This is a genomic window from Desulfocurvibacter africanus subsp. africanus DSM 2603, assembly GCF_000422545.1.
GTDB classification, from domain to species: domain Bacteria; phylum Desulfobacterota; class Desulfovibrionia; order Desulfovibrionales; family Desulfovibrionaceae; genus Desulfocurvibacter; species Desulfocurvibacter africanus.
The window spans coordinates 363,534-384,117 of record NZ_AULZ01000001.1 but is presented as its reverse complement, the minus strand read 5'-3'; the positions used below and the strand labels follow the sequence as shown (position 1 = coordinate 384,117).

Genomic DNA, 20,584 nt, shown 5'->3' with positions numbered 1-20,584 from the left:
TCCGTGGTAGTGAAGTAGCCGTTCATCGACAGCGCACATGTGTCGCAAGAGAGGGTCTCCCCAAGAGACCCTCTCTTTTTTTTCATTCAGGAGTCTGGCCAGATTGCGCCGGCATGCGGGGCGAGAGCGCAAGCAGCGCATCAGCTGGATGTCTTCGGGACGGCATTTGACAGGTCGAACGGCGCGGTATTATGCGTGCGGGCGTCTAGCTCGTGTCGCACGGTTTTTGCTTACTTGAGGAAATGGACATCTCCCAGGGTCTTCCGGCGTACTCTAATGCATCGGCCGAGCGCCGTGTGCTCATCGTGGCCCATCAGTTTCCGCCCGCGGGTGGCGTGGGCGTCATGCGCATGCTCAAGCTCTGCCGCTACCTGCCGGAACATGGCTGGTGTCCGGCGGTGCTCACGGGCTCTGCCCACGAATACGGCCTGCAGGACCCGGATCTGCTGGCGCAATGTCCCGATCTGCCCATCTACCGAGCCGATGTGCCGACCAGTCTGCGCGTGGCGCATCGGGCCTTAAAGTCCGTCTTTGGGCATCTTGGTCTGGGCTGGCCGTACAAGGCCCTCGGCTATCAACTGCGCGTATACGACGATTTCAAATACTGGCTGCCGTGGGCCGTTGCCGGCGGCCTGCGTGCCGTGCGCGCCTTCCGGCCCCAGGTCATCCTGGCCAGCGGCAACCCGTTTTGCTCTTTCCAGGCCGCGACCACCCTGGCTGCGCTGACCAGCCTGCCCCTGGTGCTCGACTACCGCGACGGCTGGTCCTGGTGCGGCTACCGCCGCCGGCGCGGCGCGCTGCCGGCCTGGCTGGAGCGTCGACTGTTCGAGCCCGTGTGCCTGGCCTCGGCCCAGCGCGTCACCACCACCTCGGAGCCAATGGCTCGGAGCCTCTGCGCACATTATCCCCAGGCCGAAGCCAAGACGGCCGTCATCTACAATGGATATGACCCGGCGGACTTCGCGGGCCTGGACACCAACCCGGAACCAGGCGGCCCGCTGTCAATCAGCTACGTGGGCAAATTCACGGCCTTCCATAGGCCGAACCGCTTCCTGCGCGGCTTGCGTCTGGCCCTGGATCGCGGATGCCCGCCCGTGCGCGTGACCATGGCCGGCGGCCTTGATGCGGGGAGCGAACAGGCCGTGCGCGAGCTGGGCCTGGAGAGCGTGGTGCGCCTCACGCCCTTCCTGCCGCACCATCAGGCCCTGGCTCACTTGCGTGCCGACGTGCTCCTGTCCGTGCTCGATTACGGCCCCAGCCACCGCGACCCCATACCTGGCAAGCTCCTTGAGTACGTAGCCGCGCGTCGGCCCGTGCTGGCAGTGGTTCCGGCCGACTCGCCAGCCTCTGGGATCGTGCGCGAGCTGGGTCTGGGCCGGGTGGTCGATCCCGAGGACGGCGAGGCCATTGCCGCGGCGATTACGGAACTGGCTACGGAAAAGCAGGCCCATGGCCCGCTTCCAGAGCCGGCTCGGAGCCCACTGGCCGAGCGCTACAGCCGCCCCTTTCAGGCCGGGCAGTTCGCGGCGGTGCTGGAGGAGGCGCTGGCGGTCAAGGCCGGCGGAGAACTTGGCTGCTCCACGCGATTGGGGGCACGGTCATGACACGAGCGTTACGCAACGGCGATTTGCCCAAGGGCTTCGCGGACCAAAAAGAGCAAGATGCTTCCGGACGTTTGCGCACCCCGCGCTATCCCCTGGGCGAGGTCCTGGCGCTCATCCCCGCGCGCTCAGGATCCAAAGGGTTGCCGGACAAGAACATCACCCCCGTGGGCGGAGTTCCACTGCTGGCGCGCGCCGCGCTCGCCGCGAAAGCCTGCGGCCGCGTGAGCCGGGTCGTCGTGTCCACGGACAGCCCTCGCTACGCCGATATCGCCCGCGCCCATGGCGCGGAAGTCCCGTTCCTGCGGCCTGCGGATTTGGCCCAAGACCGCGCCGACCTGCAGGATACCTTCTTCCACATGCTCGACAGCCTGTACGCCCTCGACGGCTGTCAGCCCGGCGCACTGCTGGTACTCCTGCCCTGCTACCCATTCCGTACTCCCGCCGACCTGGAACGGATCATGGACCGGGCGGAGGATTGCGGGGCTGCCGTATGCATGCCCGGCATTCGTGGCCCGGACCGCTCGGCGCACTGGTTTCTCCGCGACGATCAGGGGCGGGCTGTGCGTCAGGATCTGGATGGTGGCTGCGTGGCCGAGGGCGAAGCCGTGTACCTGCGGCCGTGCAGCTTCTCACTCCTGCGTCTGCCGCCCTGGTCCCTGGTGCATGGCCGGGCCGCATCCTGGGCGGACATGCTGGCTTTGCGCCGCGAATGGCTCGTCCAGGCCGAGGCGCAGGGCATGCTGCGTAATGCGCCCGAAGTCGTGGAGTATGGGGAATTGACCGGCCTGGAGGTCCACGACGCGTGCGATTTGGCCGTGTTGCGCAGGCTTGAGGCGCGAGGGCTGCTGTGAACGCGTGGTCACCGGACGTGCTTGTCGTGCCGGCCGTGCCCCTGCACGGGGATCCGGCCGTGCCGTTGGCCGAAGCGCTGGCTTGTCCCGGCCTTCGCGGTTACGAATTGCTGCGAAACGCTTGGCCCACGGCGCGCGTGGCGCTCGCCGTCAGGCCGACTGGCGCGGCCTGCACAAGAGCCGGGAAGGGCTATGCCTGCCAGAGCGGCTCGCTCTTCCCCAGGCCTCACCCATCAGCGGCGGGCGCGCCCATGGACCTGAGAAGCGAGGGGATGGATCGGCTGGAGCTGGCCGAATCGTCCGACGCGGTTGGCATAATGGACGAAGCGGCCGTGTGGGAGCTGGCTTCATTGATCGGAGCGGAAGAGGTTTGGGAACTTCCTGGCGGCTTGGGTTTGGCGCTGCTGGAGGCCCTGGCCCGCGAGGCTGGCCGGCGCATGGGTTCGGCTGCGCGTCTGGCTGTGTCCAGCCCCTGGTGCGTGCTGGCCGGTCATGCCCGCGTCGCCGCCGAATCGGCCTTGGAGCGCTTCGCATCCGGCGTCGAAGCCGTGGCCACCTGCCGCGAAGTGGAGCCGCATCCGTCGGTCTACCGCCTGGGCCGTTGCCTGGAAGGCGGAGGCATGGCCTGGAGGGCCTATGCCTATGCAGGAGCCTTCAGCTACCCGCCATCGCGCGGCGGGTTCATCAATCCTCAGGGAAAACCGCTGTTCCGGCGTCAGGATTTCCCGCCGCTTTATGAGTTGGACTACGGCCTGACTCTGGGCACGGCCGCAGGCTTGGCGGCCTTGCACTCACGCATGGAGGAGCAGCCCGGCATCCTTGTGCCCAGCCATGATTCCATCCTGCTCATGAGCCTGCTTGACGTGGCCCGCGCCGAGGCCCTGTTTCAGGGCGAAGCGCTTTAATAAGCTTCGTCCATGCCCCACCCGTTCAGGGAAGCACTTTGAACAATTCGCAAATGAATTGCGCGGGCTCAGGGCCGCGTCGGCCCTGGTGGGAGGGTCTGAGAAGGGCAAAGCCCGCTCCAACTCTCATAGTCGTCCTATTTTCTGGTGAAAAAGTAGAATGCTGAATGCGATGTGTCGTCGGGCTCGGCGGGATCGTAGGAATAGGGATTGGGCACTGCTGTCAGCAGCTTCCATTCGGGGCGGTTGCGTTCGATCCAGGTCGTGAATTTCCGGTGGCGCACGTGCGGCGCTCCGGGCTCTTCCCGGTCCGAGGAGTAGATGGCCACGAAGCGCGTGGCCATGCCGAAGAGATGATCCATGTAGGCTTCGAAGAGCGCGTCCTCCACCAGATGGTAGATCACGTCCAGGGACAGGGCCAGCTCGGCGCGCGGGCCGCTGTCCGGTCTGAAGGCCTGTGGATCATAGGCCAGGAAGCGTTTGCTTGGGTCGCCTGCGAAGCGTTGGCGGCACTGCTCCACCGCGGCCGGTGCGATGTCCAGGCCGGTGTAGTCCGGGTAGTCGGCCAGGGCGAGCTGATTGCCATCACCGCAGCCCAGTTCTACGACCGAACGGATGCCGTGCTCGGCGACAAAGGCGTTGAGCGTGTCGGCCTTGAAGGCCGCCAGCCGGCCATAGGAGCCCGCGCCCGAGGTGCGGCCTGCGTGGTAGCGGGCCTGCCAGTAGGCGGCCGTGCCGGGAAAGCCGGGCTTCCGGATATGCGATTGCGGCTCCACGATGCCGGGAGCCAGGGGCGCGAGCAGTTCGGACAGGCGCGCCAGGTGGCGCTCCAGACTGTAGCGCTGCTCCACGAAATCGCGCAGGGCTGCTGGATTGACCGGTTTGCGGCTTAGGGCAGCGCATTCATCCACCGTGGCGAAAAGCCATTCGCGCGGGAATACCTGCTCGGCTCCGGGGAAGTGGTGGATGAGCGGACGGATGCCCTTGGCCATGGCCTCCACGATGTTGTAGCCGAAGCTCTCGCGCAGGCTCGTGGACAGGAGCATATCCTTGTCCTCCAGGAAACCGTTCACGTCGGCCACGCGGCCGTGGAAGAACACGCGGTTTTCCAATCCAAGAATCTGCGTCATGTGCCGCAGGTAGGTATCCAGCTCTCCGCGCTCAAGCTCGTTGCCGAACAGCTCGCCCGCCAGGTGCAGGGTCAGCCGGGGCTCGGTCTTGGCCATGGCCGCGAAGCATTGCAGCAGGAGCGGCGGGCACTTGGTGTGGCGCAGGCTGGCCACGAAGGCGTAGCGGTGCGTGGGCTCGAAGGATCGTTTGAGCGGAAAGCGCGAAAGGTCCATGCCGTTGGGCAGAATCTCCACGCGCGTGCGGCGGATCACGTCGGGCACGCGCGCCACCAGTTCGGCGCGGATATGCTCGGCCACGACCATGAGCAGGTCCACGTTTTCCCAGGCCGTTTGCGCTGGATGGGCTGTAAACGCCTCGAAGCTGTGCAGACGCACGACCATGGGGCAGGCGCGCGGCATGCGGCTCAGGGCCGGCAGGTGCTCGGCAGCCCACTCGACCCAGGCCAACTCGGCCCAGGCCAGGGCCTCGGTGGTTTCCTCGGGGCCGGCCCATTGGCTTTGCTCGTAGCCGCCGATGACGCGTACGTCATGTCGGAGCCGCACGCGGGCCAGGATGTCGCGCAGGAAGGTGTCGGCGTTGCGGCCCAGAAAGAAGGCGATGCGCATTTTTGTTGGCGAACTGCCTTAGACCAAGTCGGGCGGCCCGGCCACGATCATTTCGGCCAGGGTCAGGTCGACCTTGGGCAGCTTGCCGAGTTTCTTGCCCAGCAGGGCGGCTTCCAGGCCCAACAGTTCGCGGTAGAGCGGTGTGCGGTCCATGACCGGGATCTGCGATGTTCCGGCGGACAGCTCCTGTGCTTGCCAGCAGCCCGGGAAGCGCATCTCGCGGCCGTCGGGTCGGCGCAGGAGATTAGGCACGCCGTGCAGGCGGCAGATCATGAGCCGATGGGCATACAGTCCGCACAATCCGTCGTCGTTGAGCGGACACATGACCGCGGGTGTGCGGCCCAAGGTCAGCGATGCTCGGCAGGCTTCCACGTTTTCGTGCGCGCGGCGGACATATTCGGCGCGGCGCTCCTCCGGCAGCTCCTTGAGGCCCTGCCACAGGTAGAGCCACTCCACGTAAGTGTGGTGCTGGAAGTGGCTCAGGCAGCAGTTTTTTTCGCAGCCTTGGCAGGAGAGACCCAGGGCCTGGGCGGCGGCGGAATACTCGGCCTGCATGCGGTCATACAGAATGGCCAGCTTGCGGAATACGGCCTGTCGTGAGCTTTTCATGATATCCTGATGTGTATGGCGTCTAGGAATAGTGCGCGGCCAGCCAATCCATGACGGTTCGTACGCACTCCTCGGGGGAATGCAGATCCGTGTCCACCACGAAATCCGCGGCCTGCGCGTACAGGGGCTGGCGCTCGGCGTAGATGCCGGCGAGGTCCAGTCCGGCGCGGCGCACGAAGCCGCGATTGTCGGCCTTGCCCACGCGCGCCAGGAAGGTCGGCAGGCTGATGCGCAGCCAGATCACGGGTCCCAGCAGGCGCAACCGGGCCATGGCCCTTGGCGAGTAGGCCACGCTGCCCCCCGTGGACAGGACCATGCGGCTGGCGGCCACCGAGGCCACGGTGCGTTCCTCCAGGGCCAGGAAATCCTCGCTGCCGGCGGCGTCGTAGATCTCCTGCAGCGAGCCGCCCATGTAGGCTTCGACGAGCTGGTCAGTGTCCATGTGCGGCCAGCCCAGGGCGTGCGCCAGCAAGGGGGCGAGAGTGGACTTGCCCGCTCCGGCCATGCCGATCAGGCTTACGCAGATGGTCTCCGGGATGTGGACGGCTGTGCTCATGCGCGGGGCTCGCTTTGCTGCGTCGGACTTTGAAGCGGGCCGCGCAGTCCGGAGTATATAAACCCGACGCGCGACGGCGTAAAGTCGCACGGCGCAGGAAAACCTGCTTGGATATCGGGGAGTAAGGAGTCCTGCTTCAGTTTTGTTTGATGTGGCGCGGCACGCCGAAAAGAGCTGAAGCGGAAGACAGGCAAGCTCCTCCCGCCAGCAAGTACCTGACGGGAGGTCTCGACGATCTGACGAAAGCCGGCGCTCTTCGGCGGCGGGCTATCTGTTCGCTGTCGGGGGCGGCTCGCCTGCGGCGGCCAGTGGCCCCAACCCTACCAGGCCCCGGACAGCTCCTGTTCCAAGGCCTGACAGGCCCTATGCAGGTGCTGGCAGTGCTTGAGCAGCAGGCGCTGCTCGTCGGAATCAATTTCTCCTGCCTTTGCCCCTTGCTCGGCCGGCGTCCTTTTCTGCTTTGCCAACATGAGAGCCGCCTGCGCCAGGAAATCCTGGGAATAGCTCACGCCGCAGAAATTCAGGATACGGGCCAACAGGTCATTGGGCGAGTCGATCAAGGCGTCCAGGTTGAGAGCGATGACATTCTCGGCTGGCAGGGTCTTGAGTGCCGAGAGTGCGTGAAGCATGGAGCGCTTGTAATCGAAAATGAAGCTGACCAGGGTATCCGGGCCGCGATTCTCGCCCACGGTGGCCATGTAGCTTTCTTCGGGCGAGCGGAAGAGGTGCACGTAGCGCATGCCTGGGTAGAGTCTGTGCAGTATGCGCACATCGGTACGCGCCAGGGTGCGAATCTCGGCCCAGTAGGCCTTGGCCGCTTCGTTCATGGCGATGAGATTCACTCCGCGCGCAAAGGTGCCCGCGCCCACGGCCAGTTCCTGGCCTTCGAAGGCCGTGGTGAACAAGCGCTTGGCGGACTTGCGGGGCAGCAGTTCATAACGGCCCGGAATTGCCTTGGCAAAGGCCTCGTTGAGTTCAGAAAGGCGCACACGGAAGAATCTGCGCTCGAACATGGCCAGGTCGCAGGTGCCGCGCAGCAGGTCGGCTACGCCGCTGCGGCCTCCCAGGAGGCTGGTCTCGCTGAAAGCCAGCATGCGCGGATGGGAAGCAAGTGCTTCGCCGAGCAGGGCGGCGGCGCTAGCGTCGCTGCCTCCAATGAAAATGTTCATATCCTCCCCCGTGAAGGAGCTTGAAACTGGTGCAAGGAAAATGGCCTGCGTGAGCGCGTGAGCCAGGCGCCGCAGCGCCGAACGGGAGATGGAAAAAGGTAGCGTATGGGCTGGCTCGAAGCCCGTGCGCTGGGTGCTGGCGGATCGCTGGTAAGCTGCTCATCTGCTCGGGCCCGATGGCCTTTTCAGGTAAGCGTGCAATAAGCATGCTGAGCCGGCAACTTTATGCGTGAGCCGATTTGGATGCTGATGGAAATCTGACTGGAGACAGCTTAAGGGTGGCGCTTCGGCTGGTCATGAACACGGGTTTGCCTGGCCGGGGGATGGAGGTGCTTGGCGTCAGAGCAGGCAGGAAGGGTCAATCGCCAGCCTTGGACACCATTTCCGTTCGATTCGTGGATGCCGCCTGCAACGATTTGTGGACTACCGGCTGCCAGTTGGCGGGCAGTATTGTTTTATGTGTTGAAATATATTCCTTCCCTGCAGTTGGCATCCGGCTTGCTTCATCATTGCATCCCGAGCCGACCGGCTGCTCGCTTCCAGTATCAATGCCCTCGCCGGCCCTTCGGGCACAATATACTCAAGGGTGCACATCCATGTTCAAGGGTTTCAAGCGCCTGCTGGCGACGGTCGCGCTCCTGCTGCTTCTGTCCCTGCTGACGCTCCTGTCATCCCTGGCCCACGGGGCGATCCTCCACGGCGGAGAGCAGGCTGACAGCCTTGGGCGCTTCGTGGCCGGACTGCACTACCATTCCTTTTCACCGGAAGAAGCGGAACTGACCATCACCGTGACCAATCTGCAGGACCTTGGCGCGGGGCACATCACGGGTTTTGCCCTGAACAACCCTGGAGGCCGCATCGAGCGCATAGCGCCAGCGCCGGACTTTCCCGACGGCTTTCAGGTGCTCGGCGCGGATGCGCCGCAAGGTGCGGTTCAGGCGGAACGCTTTGGTGATTACGATTTCGGCGCGGCCCTGGATGGTGATTTTTCCGGCGCAGGCGACCCTGAACTGGCCGTAGGCACAGAGTTCGGCTCCGAGACCAAGGCCTTTCGCTTCTATCTGCATGGCAGGGACCTGCACCTCATCGACGACTATTTCTTTCTGGCCGAAACCGCGGAGGATTCCGCAGTCAGGCCGGGCTTCTTCGCGGCGCGTTTTGCCGGCCTGGGCAGGGATGGCGATGAAGCCGCCCTTTCCGTGGCCGACTTCTGGGTATTTCGTTAGGCCATGCTCCCTCCACACGGCGAGAGGCCGGCGGGGGTGGTCCCCGTCGGCCTCTCGTTGTGCGGCGTGCGCAAAAAATTCTATCTGGTCCTTAGAGCATTTTGCTTTTGAAAATGCTCTGCAAGCCATGCGTCGGCATGGCTTGCCGCCGCGTAGGCGTAGGCGCAATTCACTTGCGCCGTCAACGCCGGAGCGGGCGTCTTAAAAGCAATCTGCCTTAGTGCCGGCAGGGTGCAGGCAGCCTAAGTCAGACGCGGGTCCACGGCCTGACGGCCGTATATCTCTGCCAGAATCTCGCGTCCTCCGGCGTCCAGAACCTCTCTAGCCAGGGTCTCGCCCAGTTCCCAGGCTTGCCCAGCCGGGCTGCTGCGCTCGCGGCGGATCACGCGCCGGCCTTCCAGGTCGGCCACCAGGCCGGTCAAGCGCACCTCATCGCCGCGCACTTCGGCGTAGCCCGCGATGGGCACTTGGCAGCCGCCTTCCAGGGCCGTCAGGAAGCCGCGTTCCGCCTGCACGCGCACGCGCGTCTCCGGGTGATCCATGAAGGCGAGCATATCCGCCAGCTCCGCGTCGTCCCTACGATACTCGACGCCCAGCACGCCCTGGGACACGGCAGGCAGGAAATCCGGCGGTCCCAGGACTTCCATCTTGGGCGCGGACAGCCCCAGCCGATTGAGCCCGGCCATGGCCAGCACGATGGCGTCGTACTCGCCGTCCATGAGCTTGCGCAGCCGCGTGTTCACGTTGCCGCGCAGCATCTTGATTTCGAAGTCTGGCCTGCGCATGAGCAACTGGGCCTGGCGGCGGAAGCTGCTGGTGCCTATCACCGCGCCCTCGGGCAGGGCGGCCAGGTTGTCGTAACGCACGGATAACAGAGCGTCGGCCGGCTCCTCCCGCTTTGGCGTAACGCCGATGATCAGCCCCTCGGGCAGCTCCGTGGGCACGTCCTTCATGCTGTGCACGGCCAGGTCGGCACGGCCGTCCAGAAGCGCTTCCTCGATCTCCTTCACGAACAGTCCCTTGCCGCCCACCTTGGCTAGCGGCACGTCCAGGATCTTGTCGCCCTGGGTCTTGAGCATCAACAGCTCGACCTCGAGTCCGGGGTGGCGTTCCACGAGCATGCTCTTGACGTGCTCGGCCTGCCACAAGGCCAGCATGCTTCCGCGCGTGGCTATGGTGAGTTTCGTGCGCATGGTGATCCTTCAGGAGAAGATGCAGGGAGAATCGGGGGGAAGGGGAACCCCTTTTGAGAAAGGGGTTCCCCTTCCCCCCGAGCCCCCCATCCCTTCCTCAAAACTTTTTGGTTTTGGGGCTTGAACGGCCTTGAGGCAACGAAGCGCCTGGGCCGCCCCGGCTTGTGTGGGGCCGCGTGGTGCGGGTCTGGTAGCATGATGCGGCCTGGCTGTCGAATGGGGATGCGGAGCTGAAGGCAAATCAGGGACAGAGGAGTGTAGAGCATTTGCTTTTGAAAATGCTCTGCAAGCCATGCGTCGGCATGGCTTGCCGCCGCGTAGGCGTAGGCGCAATTCATTTGCGCCGTCAACGCCGGAGCGGGCGTCTTATAAGCGATCTGCTCTAAAAAGAGGGCGGAGCCGCTCGATTCGGCCCCGCCCCCCAGCATTCGGGTTGCAACGGCTACTTGGCTCGGATGCCGCTCGTGTCGCGCACGATCTGGAGGATCTCCTCGGCCGGCACTGCGCCGCGCACGGATACTCCGTTGATCACTAGCACGGGCACGCCCGAGAAGCCGAAGGAGCGAAATTCGGCCATGTCCGCCTCGATGCGCTTTTGCACCTCCGGGCTCTGCATGGCCTTCAGGGTCGCTTCGCGCTTTGCGCCGGCTTGGACGGCCAAGTCCAGCAGACCCTTTTCCCCAAGCTCGTCAAGGCGATCCTGGTTCGCGAAGAGCAGGTGGTAGAGTTTGCGTGCGGCCTGCTTGTCCTGCATGCTCACGGCTTCGAAAAGTTTGGCGGCCGTCATGGCGCTTTCGTGCGAGCGCAAGGGGTTGTGCTTGAAGACCATGCGGGCTTGAGTGCCGAGCCGCGCCAAGGCCTTGTCCAATTCCAGGGCCAGGCGCTCGCAGTAGGGGCATTGGAAATCGGAGTACTCAACGATGGTCACGGGAGCCTGGGCCGAGCCCACGAGGATGCGGGATGGATCGACCACCGGCTTGAGCGGATTCTGCTTCTCCCGTTCCTGCTCTTGCTGAATCTCCTGCTGCCGTTTCTTGAGCGCCGCCTGCTGCAGGACATCCAATACATCCACATCTATCTCGCGGATGGCATTCAGGAGGAGTTCCGGGTTTTGCTTGAGAGTTCGGGCCAGTTGCTCCTTGAACTGCTGATCCTGGATCTGCTGCGCTTGGGCGTGGGTTGGAAAACTGGCGGCCAGCAGCAGGATGGCCCAGAGGATGGCGCATAAACGGGGCATTGGTCTCTCCATGGGTTGACTCTTTTAGGGGTGTTGCCCCATTAGGCAGGAAGAGGCTGCCGCCGGGCAGGCACCTTCTGGGTGTACGGCCGCGATATGCGGCGCCGGAAATTCGCACAGGAGAGGCTCGTCTCGCGAACCTGCTATCCAGACCGGCAATGGTAAGCTTCAAGCCTTGCCAAATCAACCTGAAATGGACACTCTGCGGCCCGTGGACCACAATCTTCCGGCTTTCTCCGTACGTGTAAGCCCCAGGGCCAAGCGGGCCAAGCTGGTCTGTTCGGCCAGCCAGGGGCTTGTCGTGGTATTGCCCCAGGGCAGCGATCCATCCTTGGCCGGCAGGCTGGTGGCCCACCACCGGGCCTGGGCCGAGCGGGTCCTGCGCAGGCTGGGCGCATCCGGAAGTCGGATTGCGCAGCCGCCGGCCGAACTGAGCCTGCGCGCCGTGGACAGCGTCGTGCGTCTGGATTACGTGCGCCGGACAGGTCAGGAACTGCGTCTGAATGACAGCGGTCCGGATCGGCTGCTGATAAGCGGCGACCAGCAAGCTCCCGGCTATTTGTCCGGTTTGCGCGCGCTTTTGCTGTCCTGGCTGCGGCGCAGGGCAGCGCGAGATATGCCGCCACTGGTGCGCGAGCAGTCACTGCGTTCGGGGCTCGCCTGCTCGGCCGTACGATTCCGCGCCCAGCGTATGCGCTGGGGCAGCTGCACCGCGGCCGGAGTGCTGCATCTCAACGCCAAGCTGCTGTTCCTGTCCCGCGAGTTGGCCGACTTCGTGATCCTGCACGAGCTCTGTCACACGGTGCACATGGACCATTCCCCGCGCTTCAAGGCCCTGCTGGCCAGCCATGAGCCGGACATGGAGCGTTTGGACGCAGCCCTGCGCACGGCGGGAACCATGGTGCCCGCGCTGCTGAATTGAATGCATAATGCGGCCGCCATGATGGCCTTCCCGCGCGCGTTCTGCTAACATGGCGAGCAAGTGGAGGAATGCGCCATGTCCCAGCCCCGCAGGAATGCAATACCGCCAAACCAAGCATTCGGAATGCTGCTTGCAGCGCTGCTCTTGGCAAGCGGCTGCGCCGGGGCCATGGCCGACTCCGTGGCCCACCTGAATCGCAGCCAGCTTTCGCTCAACGCGCCGGAAACCCTGGAAATGCATTACTGGGACTTCAGCTACGCCGTTGAGCCGTTGCCCGACTCCTACCGCGTGCGAGCCACGGCCTTTCGCAAGGACAACTTTCCGGGCTGGGCCGAGTACGTGAATCGCGGCTGGTTCGCCGCTTATCTGGCCGATCAGGCCGGCAACCTGCTGGCCCAGGATACCACTAGTCTCTACGCCGGATACTTTATTCCCAGCTGGTACGAGAAAGGCGTGGATCTGGAGTTCACCCTGCCAAAGCCGGTCGGAATCCCCGGCCCTTTGACCATCGCCTTCGGCTACAACCTGACCCTGACCGACGCGCGCTGGGGCGGCAGCTTCATCGGCTCGGCGCGGTCCTTCGATTCCGACTACGACTACTTCGACACCATCGAAACCGCCCGCTAACCTCCACGAGACTGGAGCCGAGCCGCTACCCGAAACAGCCGCCTGCGAAACGTAAGCGGCTCGTAACCTCTGGTAATGCAAGCGTCACCCGAGCGTAACGGCCAGACCGTACAAGAAAAGCACCGGTAATCGGTCTTGTCGCGGCCGGTTCCGGCACAACGACCCGTCTCCAAGCAACTCGATGTTGGCAGGCAATCCTTGCACACCCGCGCCACCATGTTGGAGCGCTGTCTCTGCATGGTAAATCCCGCCTGGGTTTGCACCCGATGCTGGTCACGCTCGACCACGCATGACGGCGGGCAAGGCTCCGCCGAACCTTTCGCTAGCGGTTCGTCCGCTGGAGACGGGACTTCCTCCGCCGCGCTGTCGGCGGACCCTGCGACGGTCGCCACGCCTGGGAGGGTGACGCCATGAAGATCGATCTGCACGTCCACTGCAAGTATTCCACGAAACCGTCTCAATGGATTCTCAAGAAGCTGGGCTGCCCCGAGAGCTTCACCCAGCCCGAGAAGCTCTACCGCATCGCCAAGGACAGGGGCATGGACCTGGTGACCATCAGCGACCACAACACCATCGACGGGGCACTGGAAATCGCCCACCTGCCGGACACGTTCATCAGCGAGGAGATCACGGCCTATTTTCCCGAGGACCGCTGCAAGGTGCACGTGCTGGCCCTGGACATCGACGAGGCCATCCACCGCGAGGTCTACAAACTGCGCGAGAACATCTTCGAGCTGGTGCCCTATTTGCGACAGAAGGGCATAACGCATGTCTGCGCCCATCCGCTCTACGGGGTCAACGACAGGCTGACCGTGGAGCACTTCGAGCAACTGCTTCTGCTGTTCAAGAGCTTCGAGTGCAACGGCACGCGCGACGGTTACCAGAACGACGTGCTGCGGGCCATCCTGGCCGGCCTGACGCCGCAGGTCATGGACGAGCTGGCCGAGCGCCACGGCATGGAGCCTGGCTTCGACGAGCCCTGGAAGAAAGGGCTGACCGGCGGCTCCGACGATCACAGCGCCCTGAACATCGCCAGCCTGTACACCGTGGTGGACGGCGCGATGAGCCTGGAGGAGTACAAGCAGGGCTTGCACGAGTGCCGCTCCAGGCCCGAGGGCCGCTGCTCCAATCCCCAGGCCATGGCACTGAATCTCTACTCCATCGCCTACCAGTTCTATAAGAACAGGTTCAAACTGGAACGTTACGTCAACAAGGACATTTTCCTGCGATTCGCGGACAGGTTCCTGGGAGCCGAAGAAGCCCCAAGGGAGAGCGGGGTCATGGACCGTTTGCAGGCCTACTTCACCACGCGCAAGTACCTGCGCGGCAAGTCGCATACCGGCCCGGTACAGGACGTCGTGCGCTTCGAGGCGGCCCGGCTGGTCTGCGACGATCCTGATCTGCTGGCCGTGGCCAAAGGCCAGGCCCTGCCCGAGGGAGAAGTCGAGCGCGAGTGGTTCCGCTTCACCACCCGCGCCTCCAGCCGCGTGCTGACCATCTTCGCCGACAATCTGCTGGGCCACGCCTCGGGAGCCAATATCTTCGACGTCTTCCAGACCGTAGGCTCGGCCGGGGCGCTGTACACGGTGCTCGCGCCCTACTTCGTGGCCTACGGGCTGTTCAAGAAGGACCGCGCCTTTTGTGACAAGGTGGCCGCGCGTTTCGCCGGCAAGCCCGCGCAACAGGAGGCTAAGGTCGGCCACTTCACGGATACTTTCTTCGAGGTCAACGGCGTGGCCAAGACCCTGCAGCGTTCGGTGAATCTGGCCGTGAAGACCGGCCGCGACCTGACCATCGTGACCTGCCACCCGCAAGCGCTCAAGGGCGAGGGCGTGGTGAACTTCGAGCCCGTGGGCGTCTACGACCTGCCCGAGTATCCGGAACTCAAGGTCTTCTACCCGCCGGTGCTGGAGATGCTCCACCACGCCTACGAGCAGGGCTTCACGCACATCCACTCGGCCACGCCCGGCCCCATCGGCCTGACGGCCCTGCTCATCGCGCGCATCCTCAAGTTGCCGCTCTACGGCACCTATCACACGCAGATTCCGCAGTACGTGGGCAAGCTCACCGAAGACAGCTCCATGGAGGAGCTCTCCTGGAAGTACATCCTCTGGTACTACAATCAGTGCGATCTTGTCTTCGCGCCGTCCCAGTCCACGGCGGACGAGCTGATCGCCAAGGGCCTCCCAGCGGACAAGATCCGCGTCTACCCGCGCGGCGTGGACGTGGAGCGCTTTCACCCGGCCAAGCGCAACGGCTTTCTCAAGCGCTACGACATCAAACAGGGCGGCACGCTGCTCTACGTGGGACGCATCTCCAAGGAGAAGAACCTGGATTTGCTGGCCGAGGCCTTCGAGCGCCTGCACCGCTCGCGGCCGGAGGCGAACCTCGTGCTTGCCGGGGATGGCCCCTACAAGGAGGAGTTGCGAGAGCGGCTGCGCGGCCTGCCCTGCGTGTTCACTGGCTACCTGGAGGGCGAGGATCTGGCCGCGCTCTACGCCTCTTGCGACCTGTTCGTCTTCCCCAGCCGCACGGACACTTTCGGCAACGTGGTGCTGGAGGCTCAGGCTTCGGGCTTGCCGGTTATAGTCACGAATGAGGGCGGCCCGCAGGAGAACGTGCTCAAGGGCCAAACCGGCATGGTCGTGGGCGCGGTCAATCCCGGGGAGCTGTGCCGGGCCATGGAGTCTCTTCTGGCTGACCCGTCCCAACGGCGGTCCATGGGACAGTGCGCCCGCACCTATATGGAGGAGCGCTCATTCGAGCAGGCGTTCTACGCCACCTGGGACATGCTCTATCGCGATGCTGCCGCAAGTAGGCAGGTGGCCTGAGCCCCGTGTCTATCTGCCTTGGAATCAAGTGGGGCGCCATCAGGCTGCCCCATTTTTTTATGCATGATATCCATGAAATGTAGATTTAGCTCGATGCACATCAATTCATGCTTGAGAAGTGAACGCGAATCATGTTCATCTTCTAGTCACAACGTAGCGAATGTCTTCCAGCCCTTGAGTTTGGCATGGAGCTTGTATTTTATGTATCAAGCCACCATGCAGAATACACGAATTGTCGTCAGCACCGTTCAGGACGGTTTCGGCCTGCTCAAGGGAGAGATCATCGGAAATTCCGACATCTTCTCCACCTTGTGCCTGACCGTGTTCATGATCATCGTCAGCCTCATCTTCCTGGTCAGTTTCATCAGGACCGTAGCCATGATATGGCATGAACGGTCCGGTCCCTCGCGCGCCCGCAACAGCTTCGCCCGTTCCGAGATCGCAAGCAAGCCCCCCATCGCCAACGCGCGTACCGTCTGAGTCTTGGCGCGGGCAAGGCCCGCATCCGCGTCTCGACCCATGCTCCAGCCTTCCCTTACTTGCACAAACATTGATCCTGGTTGACCACTGCCCGCAAGGCCGGTAGTCCATTAACATGGAATACAGCCGCGAGAATCACCTCAAGAGCCCCAATGCCCCGCGTCGCAGGGTTTACCATCCGCGCAACCCCAAGTTCGCCGTAATCCTGGTGATCCTGGCGGTGATCGTGTGGTTTCTGTTCCGCGCCTGCGGCTGAAGCGGAGTGTGAGGCGCTTGAATCAGCGCAGTGCATTGGCGGGATTCCAGAGCGTGACGCCCGCTCAGCTCCTCATGCCCAAGGGCTTGCGGGCGGTTGGCTTTGTTTCGCAGTTTTTGGTCCGAAGCAGGCCCGACTCTTCTCCAAGAACCTTCACTTATAATTCATATAATATCGGAAAGCTGTCCGAGCCCCAAGCTCATCTCCAAAGCCCTTCCAGGTCCTCATGCAAGACGCCTAGCGTGGCGCAAAACTCAGCAATACTTCCTTGGGCTGGATGGGACCCCATTCCGTGTACACGGCCTCGGCGTCGCGGACCTGCATGTCCACGACTTGGTGCTCGGTGCCCAGCAGCTTGGGCTTGGTATCCACAAGTACGACATCCGAGTAGTAGCTCTGGTCGTAGACCGCGACCCTGACAAGGCCTTTGGCGCCGGCCTGCACTGGCACGCTACAGGGCAAAAGGAATTCGTAGCTCAGGATGCCTTTATTTTGACGGGCAACGAACTGTGTAGCCTTGCTGAAGGCCACTTTGCGGCCGCCCACGACTACATGACTGAAGAAATTGAAGTTCTTTAGATTAACGAAGGCCTCCTGCTCGATATTGCGAGCCTCGGCTTCGCTCAAGCGGCCATCGTCGTTGGCGTCCACCATGTCCACGATCTGGGACGAGAACATCTCGTCGAAGACCCAGCGTTGATGGATGCCGGTCAAACCTTGGAGGTCGAAGACAAAGGTAAGCTCGACGTCGATGAATACGTGCGGGTGCCCGGCCGCGGGAAGCGGTGCGAGGCAAAGGCATAAGGTCAGCAGGCTAAGAATGGCGTGGCGCATTATGTTCTCCGGCATGCTTAAGCAAAGAAAAAGGCCGCACCCAGCAGCATGATGGCCAGCGAGCCGCACAGGCTCAGGGTCGTGAAGGCCATGCGGGCCAGTTTGCCGTCGCGGTTCATGCTGCGCTCCACGGCGCGGCGGAAGAGGATGGTGGCCACTGCGAACAGCGAGGTGGTCAGGGCCATGCCCAGGGCCACGAAGAACAGCGCGGCCAGCCCGGCCCAGAAAATGCCCAGAGTGATGGCGAAAATGAGGATGAGGGCCGAGCCAGGACAGGGGATGAGTCCCGCGCCCAGCGATACGGCCGTCATGCCGCGCGTATCGGCCCGACAGTGGGCATGCTCGTGCGCCCGGCCCATGAACAGGTCCAGAATGGTTTTGACCGTGAGCAGCGCGCCCAAGGCCATGAGCAGGCCGTAACTGATGCGTTGCAGGAGCGCGCCCTGGCTGTCGAAGTCGGCCATGCCCGCGCGCTCCAGGACGAGATTGAGGACGATGACCAGCAGCCCCGCCGAGCCGACGTGCGTGAGCATGCTGCCTGTGCCCAAGGCCAAGCCTTGCAGGATGCTGCCATGGCGGCTCAGGAAGTAGCTGCAGACAAAGCTCTTGCCGTGGCCGGGTCCCAAAGCGTGCACCACGCCATAGGCGAAGCCCGCCAGCAGGAAAAGCCAGAAGGCGCGGCCCATGGGGTTCTCGCGGATATCGCGGGCAAAGGAGGCCATGATGCTGCGCAACTCCTTTTGCAGACTGGCGGTCCAGGTCAGAGTGCGTTGCCAGAGCCGTACAGGTAGCCAGGGCTCGGCCACTTCACCGACGGATTCCAGGACCTGGGGCGCGGCCGCTTCCGGCGGCGCTGCAGGTGCAGGCACGGCGCTGAAAAAGGGCGAGGATCCAGGTGTCTTGCCGAGTGTCGAGGCGGTTGGAGCCTCCTCTGCGGGCGGCTCGGTTCCCGCGTCTCTCTCGTCTACCACGTCCTGCGCACCAGCGGAGGTTTCGACGGCTGGCTGACTCCGGGCCGGGCCGAAGAACGGGGATGTAGCGGCATGCGTCATGGCGCTACAGGCAATGACCATGGCCAGAAGAGCGCAGACCAGCAAACGTGGATGACGCGTGATGCAGGGCAAAGCTGGAATAGGCACTGTAGTTCCTTGCAGGATGGAAGATGATTCGCCCGCGCGTGGATAAAGTGACGGTCTCACGGGGCGCAAAGCCAGGATAGCAAGGAGCCTGCCAGGATTTGCGGGCACTGCATGATCCGGCGGCCGCATCCGCGCGCCATGGGGAAGTCTCCGGCGGCCAAAGGGGCAATGCCCCTTTGGAAACCCCATTCAGGCTGACGTAGTCCTTGCAAACAAACCTCGCGAACCGGCCTCAGTAATTCCGCCAGCAGTGCTCGGCGTCGTGGCGTGTGGCCAGGGTTGCGAGCACGGCCAGGAGCAGGGATAGCGGCAGGGCCACTATGTTCGGGTCCAGCCAATGCAGCAGGAAGACCCAGGAACCCTTGGTTGCGTCGGCGACCACGAACAGGATCTGGCACAGGCCGATGGCCTTGGCCACCGACTCGAACACGAACAGCAGCCAGAACATGGAGAAGCCGAAGCCGCCCAGCATGTAGTCCGCGGCCTCGCGCGTGTGCTTCCAGCCCACGTAGCCGAGGTAAAAAACCACGCCCAAGTAAGCCAGCGAAACAAACAGCTTCACGGTTATGCGTCAACGTTCCCGTACGGTGTATGGACAAGGACGTTCCGTTTTACCGCTTGGTGCATCCCCGTCAACTATAGAGCATGGATTTGATGGAGCAACGCGATTTGCCCCAGGCGTGCTTCAACTATATCCAAGCGGTTGATTCGCAGCCCATTTTACCGTGGACCTGTGGCTGGATGTGGCGTATTTACTTTGCCTTTCTTAAACAATATCCGCGACACGCGATAGGGAAGGAACGAAATGAGCGAGCGTTTGCGACAAGTCCTGACCGCTGTTCAGCCCGTGGACACGAGCCTTATCCCGCAAGGCCAGGCCCACTTGGACGACCTGACCAAGCCCAGGGGCAGCCTGGGACGGTTGGAAGAAGTCGCGCTGCGGCTCTATCTCATCTCCGGGGGCTCCAAGCCGAGCGTCGATCCGGCGCGCATCTTCACCATCGCCGGCGACCACGGCGTGGCCGCCGAAGGCGTGAGCCTGTTTCCGCAGGAAGTCTCTCGCCAGATGGTTCTCAATTTCGCCAATGGCGGCGCGGGCATCAACGTGCTGGCCCGCACGGCGGGCATCGGTCTGAGCGTGGTGGACGCAGGCACCGTGGGCGGGACCTATCCCGAGCACCCGGCCCTGATTCAGCGCAAGGTCCGGCCCGGCACGGACAATTTGGCCGTGGGACCGGCCATGAGCGCCGAGGACTGCACACGAGCCCTGGAGCTGGGCATAGACTTGGCCAACATGGCCGCGGACGAGGGCTGCCGCGCTGTGGGCACCGGCGACATGGGCATCGCCAACACCACGCCGTCAACGGCCTTGTTCTGCGCCTACCTGGGACTGGACCCGGAAAAGATCACCGGCCCCGGCACCGGCTTGGCGGCCGATGGCCTTCGTCGCAAGATCGAGGTCATCCGCCGAGGACTGGTGGCCAACCAGACGGCCGTGACCTCGGGCGACCCCTTGCGCATTCTGGCGGCATTGGGCGGTCTGGAAATCGCGGCTTTGTCCGGCCTGATCATCGGCGCTGCCGGCAGGCGCATGGCCGTGGCCGTGGACGGCTTCATTTCCACTGCGGCCTATGTCTCGGCCTGGAAGCTCTGCCCGGCCGTGGCCGACTACTGCTTCCTGAGCCACGCCTCGGCCGAGCCCGGCTATGCGAGCATCATGCAGGTCCTGAAGGCCGACCCGCTCCTGCACCTGGGTCTGCGCCTGGGCGAGGGCACCGGCGCGGCCATGGCCCTGTTCGTGATGCGCTCTGCAGCAGCCATCTTCAACGAGATGGCCACGTTTTCTGGCGCGGGCGTGTGCAAGGCGTAGCAGCCGGATAAGCGGTCTCGCTTCATCGTAAGCCGCCGAGCCATTCTGCTGTCGATTCACTGGAGGAGCTGTCATGAGCAAACAGAGCATAGCCATAGATCTGTCCGTTAGCGACGCGCTGGGTCATGCCGTCATCTGGATCTTCTTTACGGTGATAACCTTGGGCTTCGCCTTCATGTTCTACCCGTATGCGCTTGCCCGGTTCATTATCAACAAGACATACCTCAAGGACGAGTTCGGCAAATTGAGCAGCCGCTTCAACTGCACGCTCGATTTCACCGGCAACCTCGGGCACGCATTGCTCTGGTTCCTGCTCTCTCTGGTGACCTTCGGCCTGGCCTACATCATTTACGTGTACAGAGTGTGGGTATACGCCCTCAACAAAACCAGCCTTGTGCCGGTCGCGCAGGGCACACTGACTTCCCAATACGGAGCCAAGGCCTAAGGGCCACGCCATCCCAGGTCTTTGAGTAATCACGAAAGAAAATCGCGGGTCCAGGAGCGCGTCCGCCCCTGGTGGGTGGGGTCTGGGGAGGGTA

The 20,584-nt window shown here is 63.5% G+C and carries 20 protein-coding genes; 11 read left to right on the top strand and 9 right to left on the bottom strand.

Annotated features, from left to right (window positions below; translation table 11 throughout):
* The first annotated feature begins 242 nt into the window (after positions 1-242).
* From H585_RS20705 to H585_RS0101715, 3 genes are read left to right on the top strand one after another with little or no spacing between them, the layout of a single operon-like run.
* Positions 243-1,604 carry a glycosyltransferase gene (locus H585_RS20705; protein ID WP_244432453.1) on the top strand — a complete coding sequence of 454 codons (1,362 nt, stop codon included), beginning with the start codon at positions 243-245 and terminating at the stop codon, positions 1,602-1,604.
* Positions 1,601-2,455, top strand: coding sequence for a cytidylyltransferase domain-containing protein (locus H585_RS0101720; protein WP_027366513.1), 855 nt, complete (start codon positions 1,601-1,603; stop codon positions 2,453-2,455). Before H585_RS20705 ends, H585_RS0101720 begins: the two co-directional genes overlap by 4 nt.
* Positions 2,452-3,360, top strand: coding sequence for a hypothetical protein (locus tag H585_RS0101715; protein WP_027366512.1), 909 nt, complete (start codon positions 2,452-2,454; stop codon positions 3,358-3,360). The genes H585_RS0101720 and H585_RS0101715 overlap by 4 nt, the downstream gene beginning before the upstream one ends.
* Positions 3,361-3,497: 137 nt before the next feature.
* Here H585_RS0101715 and H585_RS0101710 read toward each other — a convergent pair whose 3' ends face one another.
* The 4 genes from H585_RS0101710 to H585_RS0101695 form a co-directional block, all read right to left on the bottom strand.
* Positions 3,498-5,096 carry a glycosyltransferase gene (locus H585_RS0101710; protein ID WP_027366511.1) on the bottom strand — a complete coding sequence of 533 codons (1,599 nt, stop codon included), beginning with the start codon at positions 5,094-5,096 and terminating at the stop codon, positions 3,498-3,500.
* An 18-nt stretch (positions 5,097-5,114) separates the two neighbouring features.
* Positions 5,115-5,705, bottom strand: coding sequence for a hypothetical protein (locus H585_RS0101705; RefSeq protein WP_034626895.1), 591 nt, complete (start codon positions 5,703-5,705; stop codon positions 5,115-5,117).
* Positions 5,706-5,727: 22 nt separating this feature from the next.
* Complete coding sequence (gene thrB, locus H585_RS0101700) at positions 5,728-6,261, bottom strand: homoserine kinase (protein ID WP_014258830.1); 534 nt, start codon at positions 6,259-6,261, stop codon at positions 5,728-5,730.
* 320 nt (positions 6,262-6,581) lie between these two features.
* Positions 6,582-7,430 (bottom strand): sulfotransferase, encoded by an 849-nt coding sequence (locus tag H585_RS0101695; RefSeq protein ID WP_027366509.1) that lies wholly within the window; start codon positions 7,428-7,430, stop codon positions 6,582-6,584.
* A gap of 596 nt (positions 7,431-8,026) precedes the next feature.
* On the opposite strand from H585_RS0101695, the gene H585_RS0101690 reads away from it, so the two are divergent.
* A complete protein-coding gene (locus H585_RS0101690) occupies positions 8,027-8,656 on the top strand; it encodes a hypothetical protein (RefSeq protein ID WP_027366508.1) in 630 nt (209 codons plus the stop codon).
* 242 nt (positions 8,657-8,898) lie between these two features.
* On the opposite strand, the gene hemC is transcribed toward H585_RS0101690, so the two are convergent.
* Both hemC and H585_RS0101680 read right to left on the bottom strand, forming a co-directional pair.
* Entirely contained in the window at positions 8,899-9,849 is a 951-nt protein-coding gene (gene hemC / locus H585_RS0101685) for a hydroxymethylbilane synthase (protein ID WP_027366507.1), read from the bottom strand.
* A 442-nt stretch (positions 9,850-10,291) separates the two neighbouring features.
* Positions 10,292-11,086: a DsbA family protein gene (locus H585_RS0101680; RefSeq protein ID WP_027366506.1), complete on the bottom strand. Its 795-nt coding sequence runs from the start codon at positions 11,084-11,086 to the stop codon at positions 10,292-10,294.
* Between the two features lie 193 nt (positions 11,087-11,279).
* Between H585_RS0101680 and H585_RS0101675 the strand changes: the two genes are divergently transcribed.
* The 5 genes from H585_RS0101675 (at position 11,280) to H585_RS23405 (ending at position 16,202) form a co-directional block, all read left to right on the top strand.
* A complete protein-coding gene (locus H585_RS0101675; protein ID WP_027366505.1) occupies positions 11,280-12,008 on the top strand; it encodes a M48 family metallopeptidase in 729 nt (242 codons plus the stop codon).
* A gap of 123 nt (positions 12,009-12,131) precedes the next feature.
* On the top strand, positions 12,132-12,635 hold the full coding sequence (locus H585_RS0101670; RefSeq protein WP_244432452.1) for a hypothetical protein: 504 nt from the start codon (positions 12,132-12,134) through the stop codon (positions 12,633-12,635).
* Between the two features lie 410 nt (positions 12,636-13,045).
* Positions 13,046-15,466: a glycosyltransferase gene (locus H585_RS0101665; protein ID WP_027366503.1), complete on the top strand. Its 2,421-nt coding sequence runs from the start codon at positions 13,046-13,048 to the stop codon at positions 15,464-15,466.
* A 216-nt stretch (positions 15,467-15,682) separates the two neighbouring features.
* On the top strand, positions 15,683-15,946 hold the full coding sequence (locus H585_RS0101660) for a hypothetical protein (RefSeq protein WP_237707671.1): 264 nt from the start codon (positions 15,683-15,685) through the stop codon (positions 15,944-15,946).
* Between the two features lie 115 nt (positions 15,947-16,061).
* On the top strand, positions 16,062-16,202 hold the full coding sequence (locus H585_RS23405) for a hypothetical protein (protein ID WP_162531409.1): 141 nt from the start codon (positions 16,062-16,064) through the stop codon (positions 16,200-16,202).
* 237 nt (positions 16,203-16,439) lie between these two features.
* On the opposite strand, the gene H585_RS0101650 is transcribed toward H585_RS23405, so the two are convergent.
* The 3 genes from H585_RS0101650 to H585_RS0101640 all read right to left on the bottom strand — a co-directional run bounded on the left by H585_RS0101650 (position 16,440) and on the right by H585_RS0101640 (position 18,737).
* Entirely contained in the window at positions 16,440-17,036 is a 597-nt protein-coding gene (locus tag H585_RS0101650; RefSeq protein WP_027366502.1) for a DUF1007 family protein, read from the bottom strand.
* A 17-nt stretch (positions 17,037-17,053) separates the two neighbouring features.
* Complete coding sequence (locus H585_RS0101645) at positions 17,054-18,175, bottom strand: nickel/cobalt transporter (RefSeq protein ID WP_244432451.1); 1,122 nt, start codon at positions 18,173-18,175, stop codon at positions 17,054-17,056.
* A 232-nt stretch (positions 18,176-18,407) separates the two neighbouring features.
* The gene (locus tag H585_RS0101640; protein WP_027366500.1) at positions 18,408-18,737 is read right to left on the bottom strand and encodes a hypothetical protein; all 330 of its coding nucleotides are present in this window, start codon (positions 18,735-18,737) and stop codon (positions 18,408-18,410) included.
* A gap of 243 nt (positions 18,738-18,980) precedes the next feature.
* On the opposite strand from H585_RS0101640, the gene cobT reads away from it, so the two are divergent.
* Both cobT and H585_RS0101630 read left to right on the top strand, forming a co-directional pair.
* On the top strand, positions 18,981-20,045 hold the full coding sequence (gene cobT / locus H585_RS0101635) for a nicotinate-nucleotide--dimethylbenzimidazole phosphoribosyltransferase (protein ID WP_027366499.1): 1,065 nt from the start codon (positions 18,981-18,983) through the stop codon (positions 20,043-20,045).
* Between the two features lie 73 nt (positions 20,046-20,118).
* On the top strand, positions 20,119-20,490 hold the full coding sequence (locus H585_RS0101630; RefSeq protein ID WP_027366498.1) for a DUF6693 family protein: 372 nt from the start codon (positions 20,119-20,121) through the stop codon (positions 20,488-20,490).
* The last annotated feature ends 94 nt before the right edge of the window (positions 20,491-20,584 follow it).

Bases quoted from the DNA above. Each gene is read 5' to 3' on its own strand.
- H585_RS20705 (WP_244432453.1), top strand. From the start codon at position 243: ATGGACATCTCCCAGGGTCTTCCGGCGTACTCTAATGCATCGGCCGAG.
- H585_RS0101720 (WP_027366513.1), top strand. From the start codon at position 1,601: ATGACACGAGCGTTACGCAACGGCGATTTGCCCAAGGGCTTCGCGGAC.
- H585_RS0101710 (WP_027366511.1), bottom strand. From the start codon at position 5,096: ATGCGCATCGCCTTCTTTCTGGGCCGCAACGCCGACACCTTCCTGCGC.
- H585_RS0101705 (WP_034626895.1), bottom strand. From the start codon at position 5,705: ATGAAAAGCTCACGACAGGCCGTATTCCGCAAGCTGGCCATTCTGTAT.
- thrB (WP_014258830.1), bottom strand. From the start codon at position 6,261: ATGAGCACAGCCGTCCACATCCCGGAGACCATCTGCGTAAGCCTGATC.
- H585_RS0101695 (WP_027366509.1), bottom strand. From the start codon at position 7,430: ATGAACATTTTCATTGGAGGCAGCGACGCTAGCGCCGCCGCCCTGCTC.
- H585_RS0101690 (WP_027366508.1), top strand. From the start codon at position 8,027: ATGTTCAAGGGTTTCAAGCGCCTGCTGGCGACGGTCGCGCTCCTGCTG.
- hemC (WP_027366507.1), bottom strand. From the start codon at position 9,849: ATGCGCACGAAACTCACCATAGCCACGCGCGGAAGCATGCTGGCCTTG.
- H585_RS0101680 (WP_027366506.1), bottom strand. From the start codon at position 11,086: ATGCCCCGTTTATGCGCCATCCTCTGGGCCATCCTGCTGCTGGCCGCC.
- H585_RS0101675 (WP_027366505.1), top strand. From the start codon at position 11,280: ATGGACACTCTGCGGCCCGTGGACCACAATCTTCCGGCTTTCTCCGTA.
- H585_RS0101670 (WP_244432452.1), top strand. From the start codon at position 12,132: ATGCTGCTTGCAGCGCTGCTCTTGGCAAGCGGCTGCGCCGGGGCCATG.
- H585_RS0101665 (WP_027366503.1), top strand. From the start codon at position 13,046: ATGAAGATCGATCTGCACGTCCACTGCAAGTATTCCACGAAACCGTCT.
- H585_RS0101660 (WP_237707671.1), top strand. From the start codon at position 15,683: ATGCAGAATACACGAATTGTCGTCAGCACCGTTCAGGACGGTTTCGGC.
- H585_RS23405 (WP_162531409.1), top strand. From the start codon at position 16,062: ATGGAATACAGCCGCGAGAATCACCTCAAGAGCCCCAATGCCCCGCGT.
- H585_RS0101650 (WP_027366502.1), bottom strand. From the start codon at position 17,036: ATGCGCCACGCCATTCTTAGCCTGCTGACCTTATGCCTTTGCCTCGCA.
- cobT (WP_027366499.1), top strand. From the start codon at position 18,981: ATGAGCGAGCGTTTGCGACAAGTCCTGACCGCTGTTCAGCCCGTGGAC.
- H585_RS0101630 (WP_027366498.1), top strand. From the start codon at position 20,119: ATGAGCAAACAGAGCATAGCCATAGATCTGTCCGTTAGCGACGCGCTG.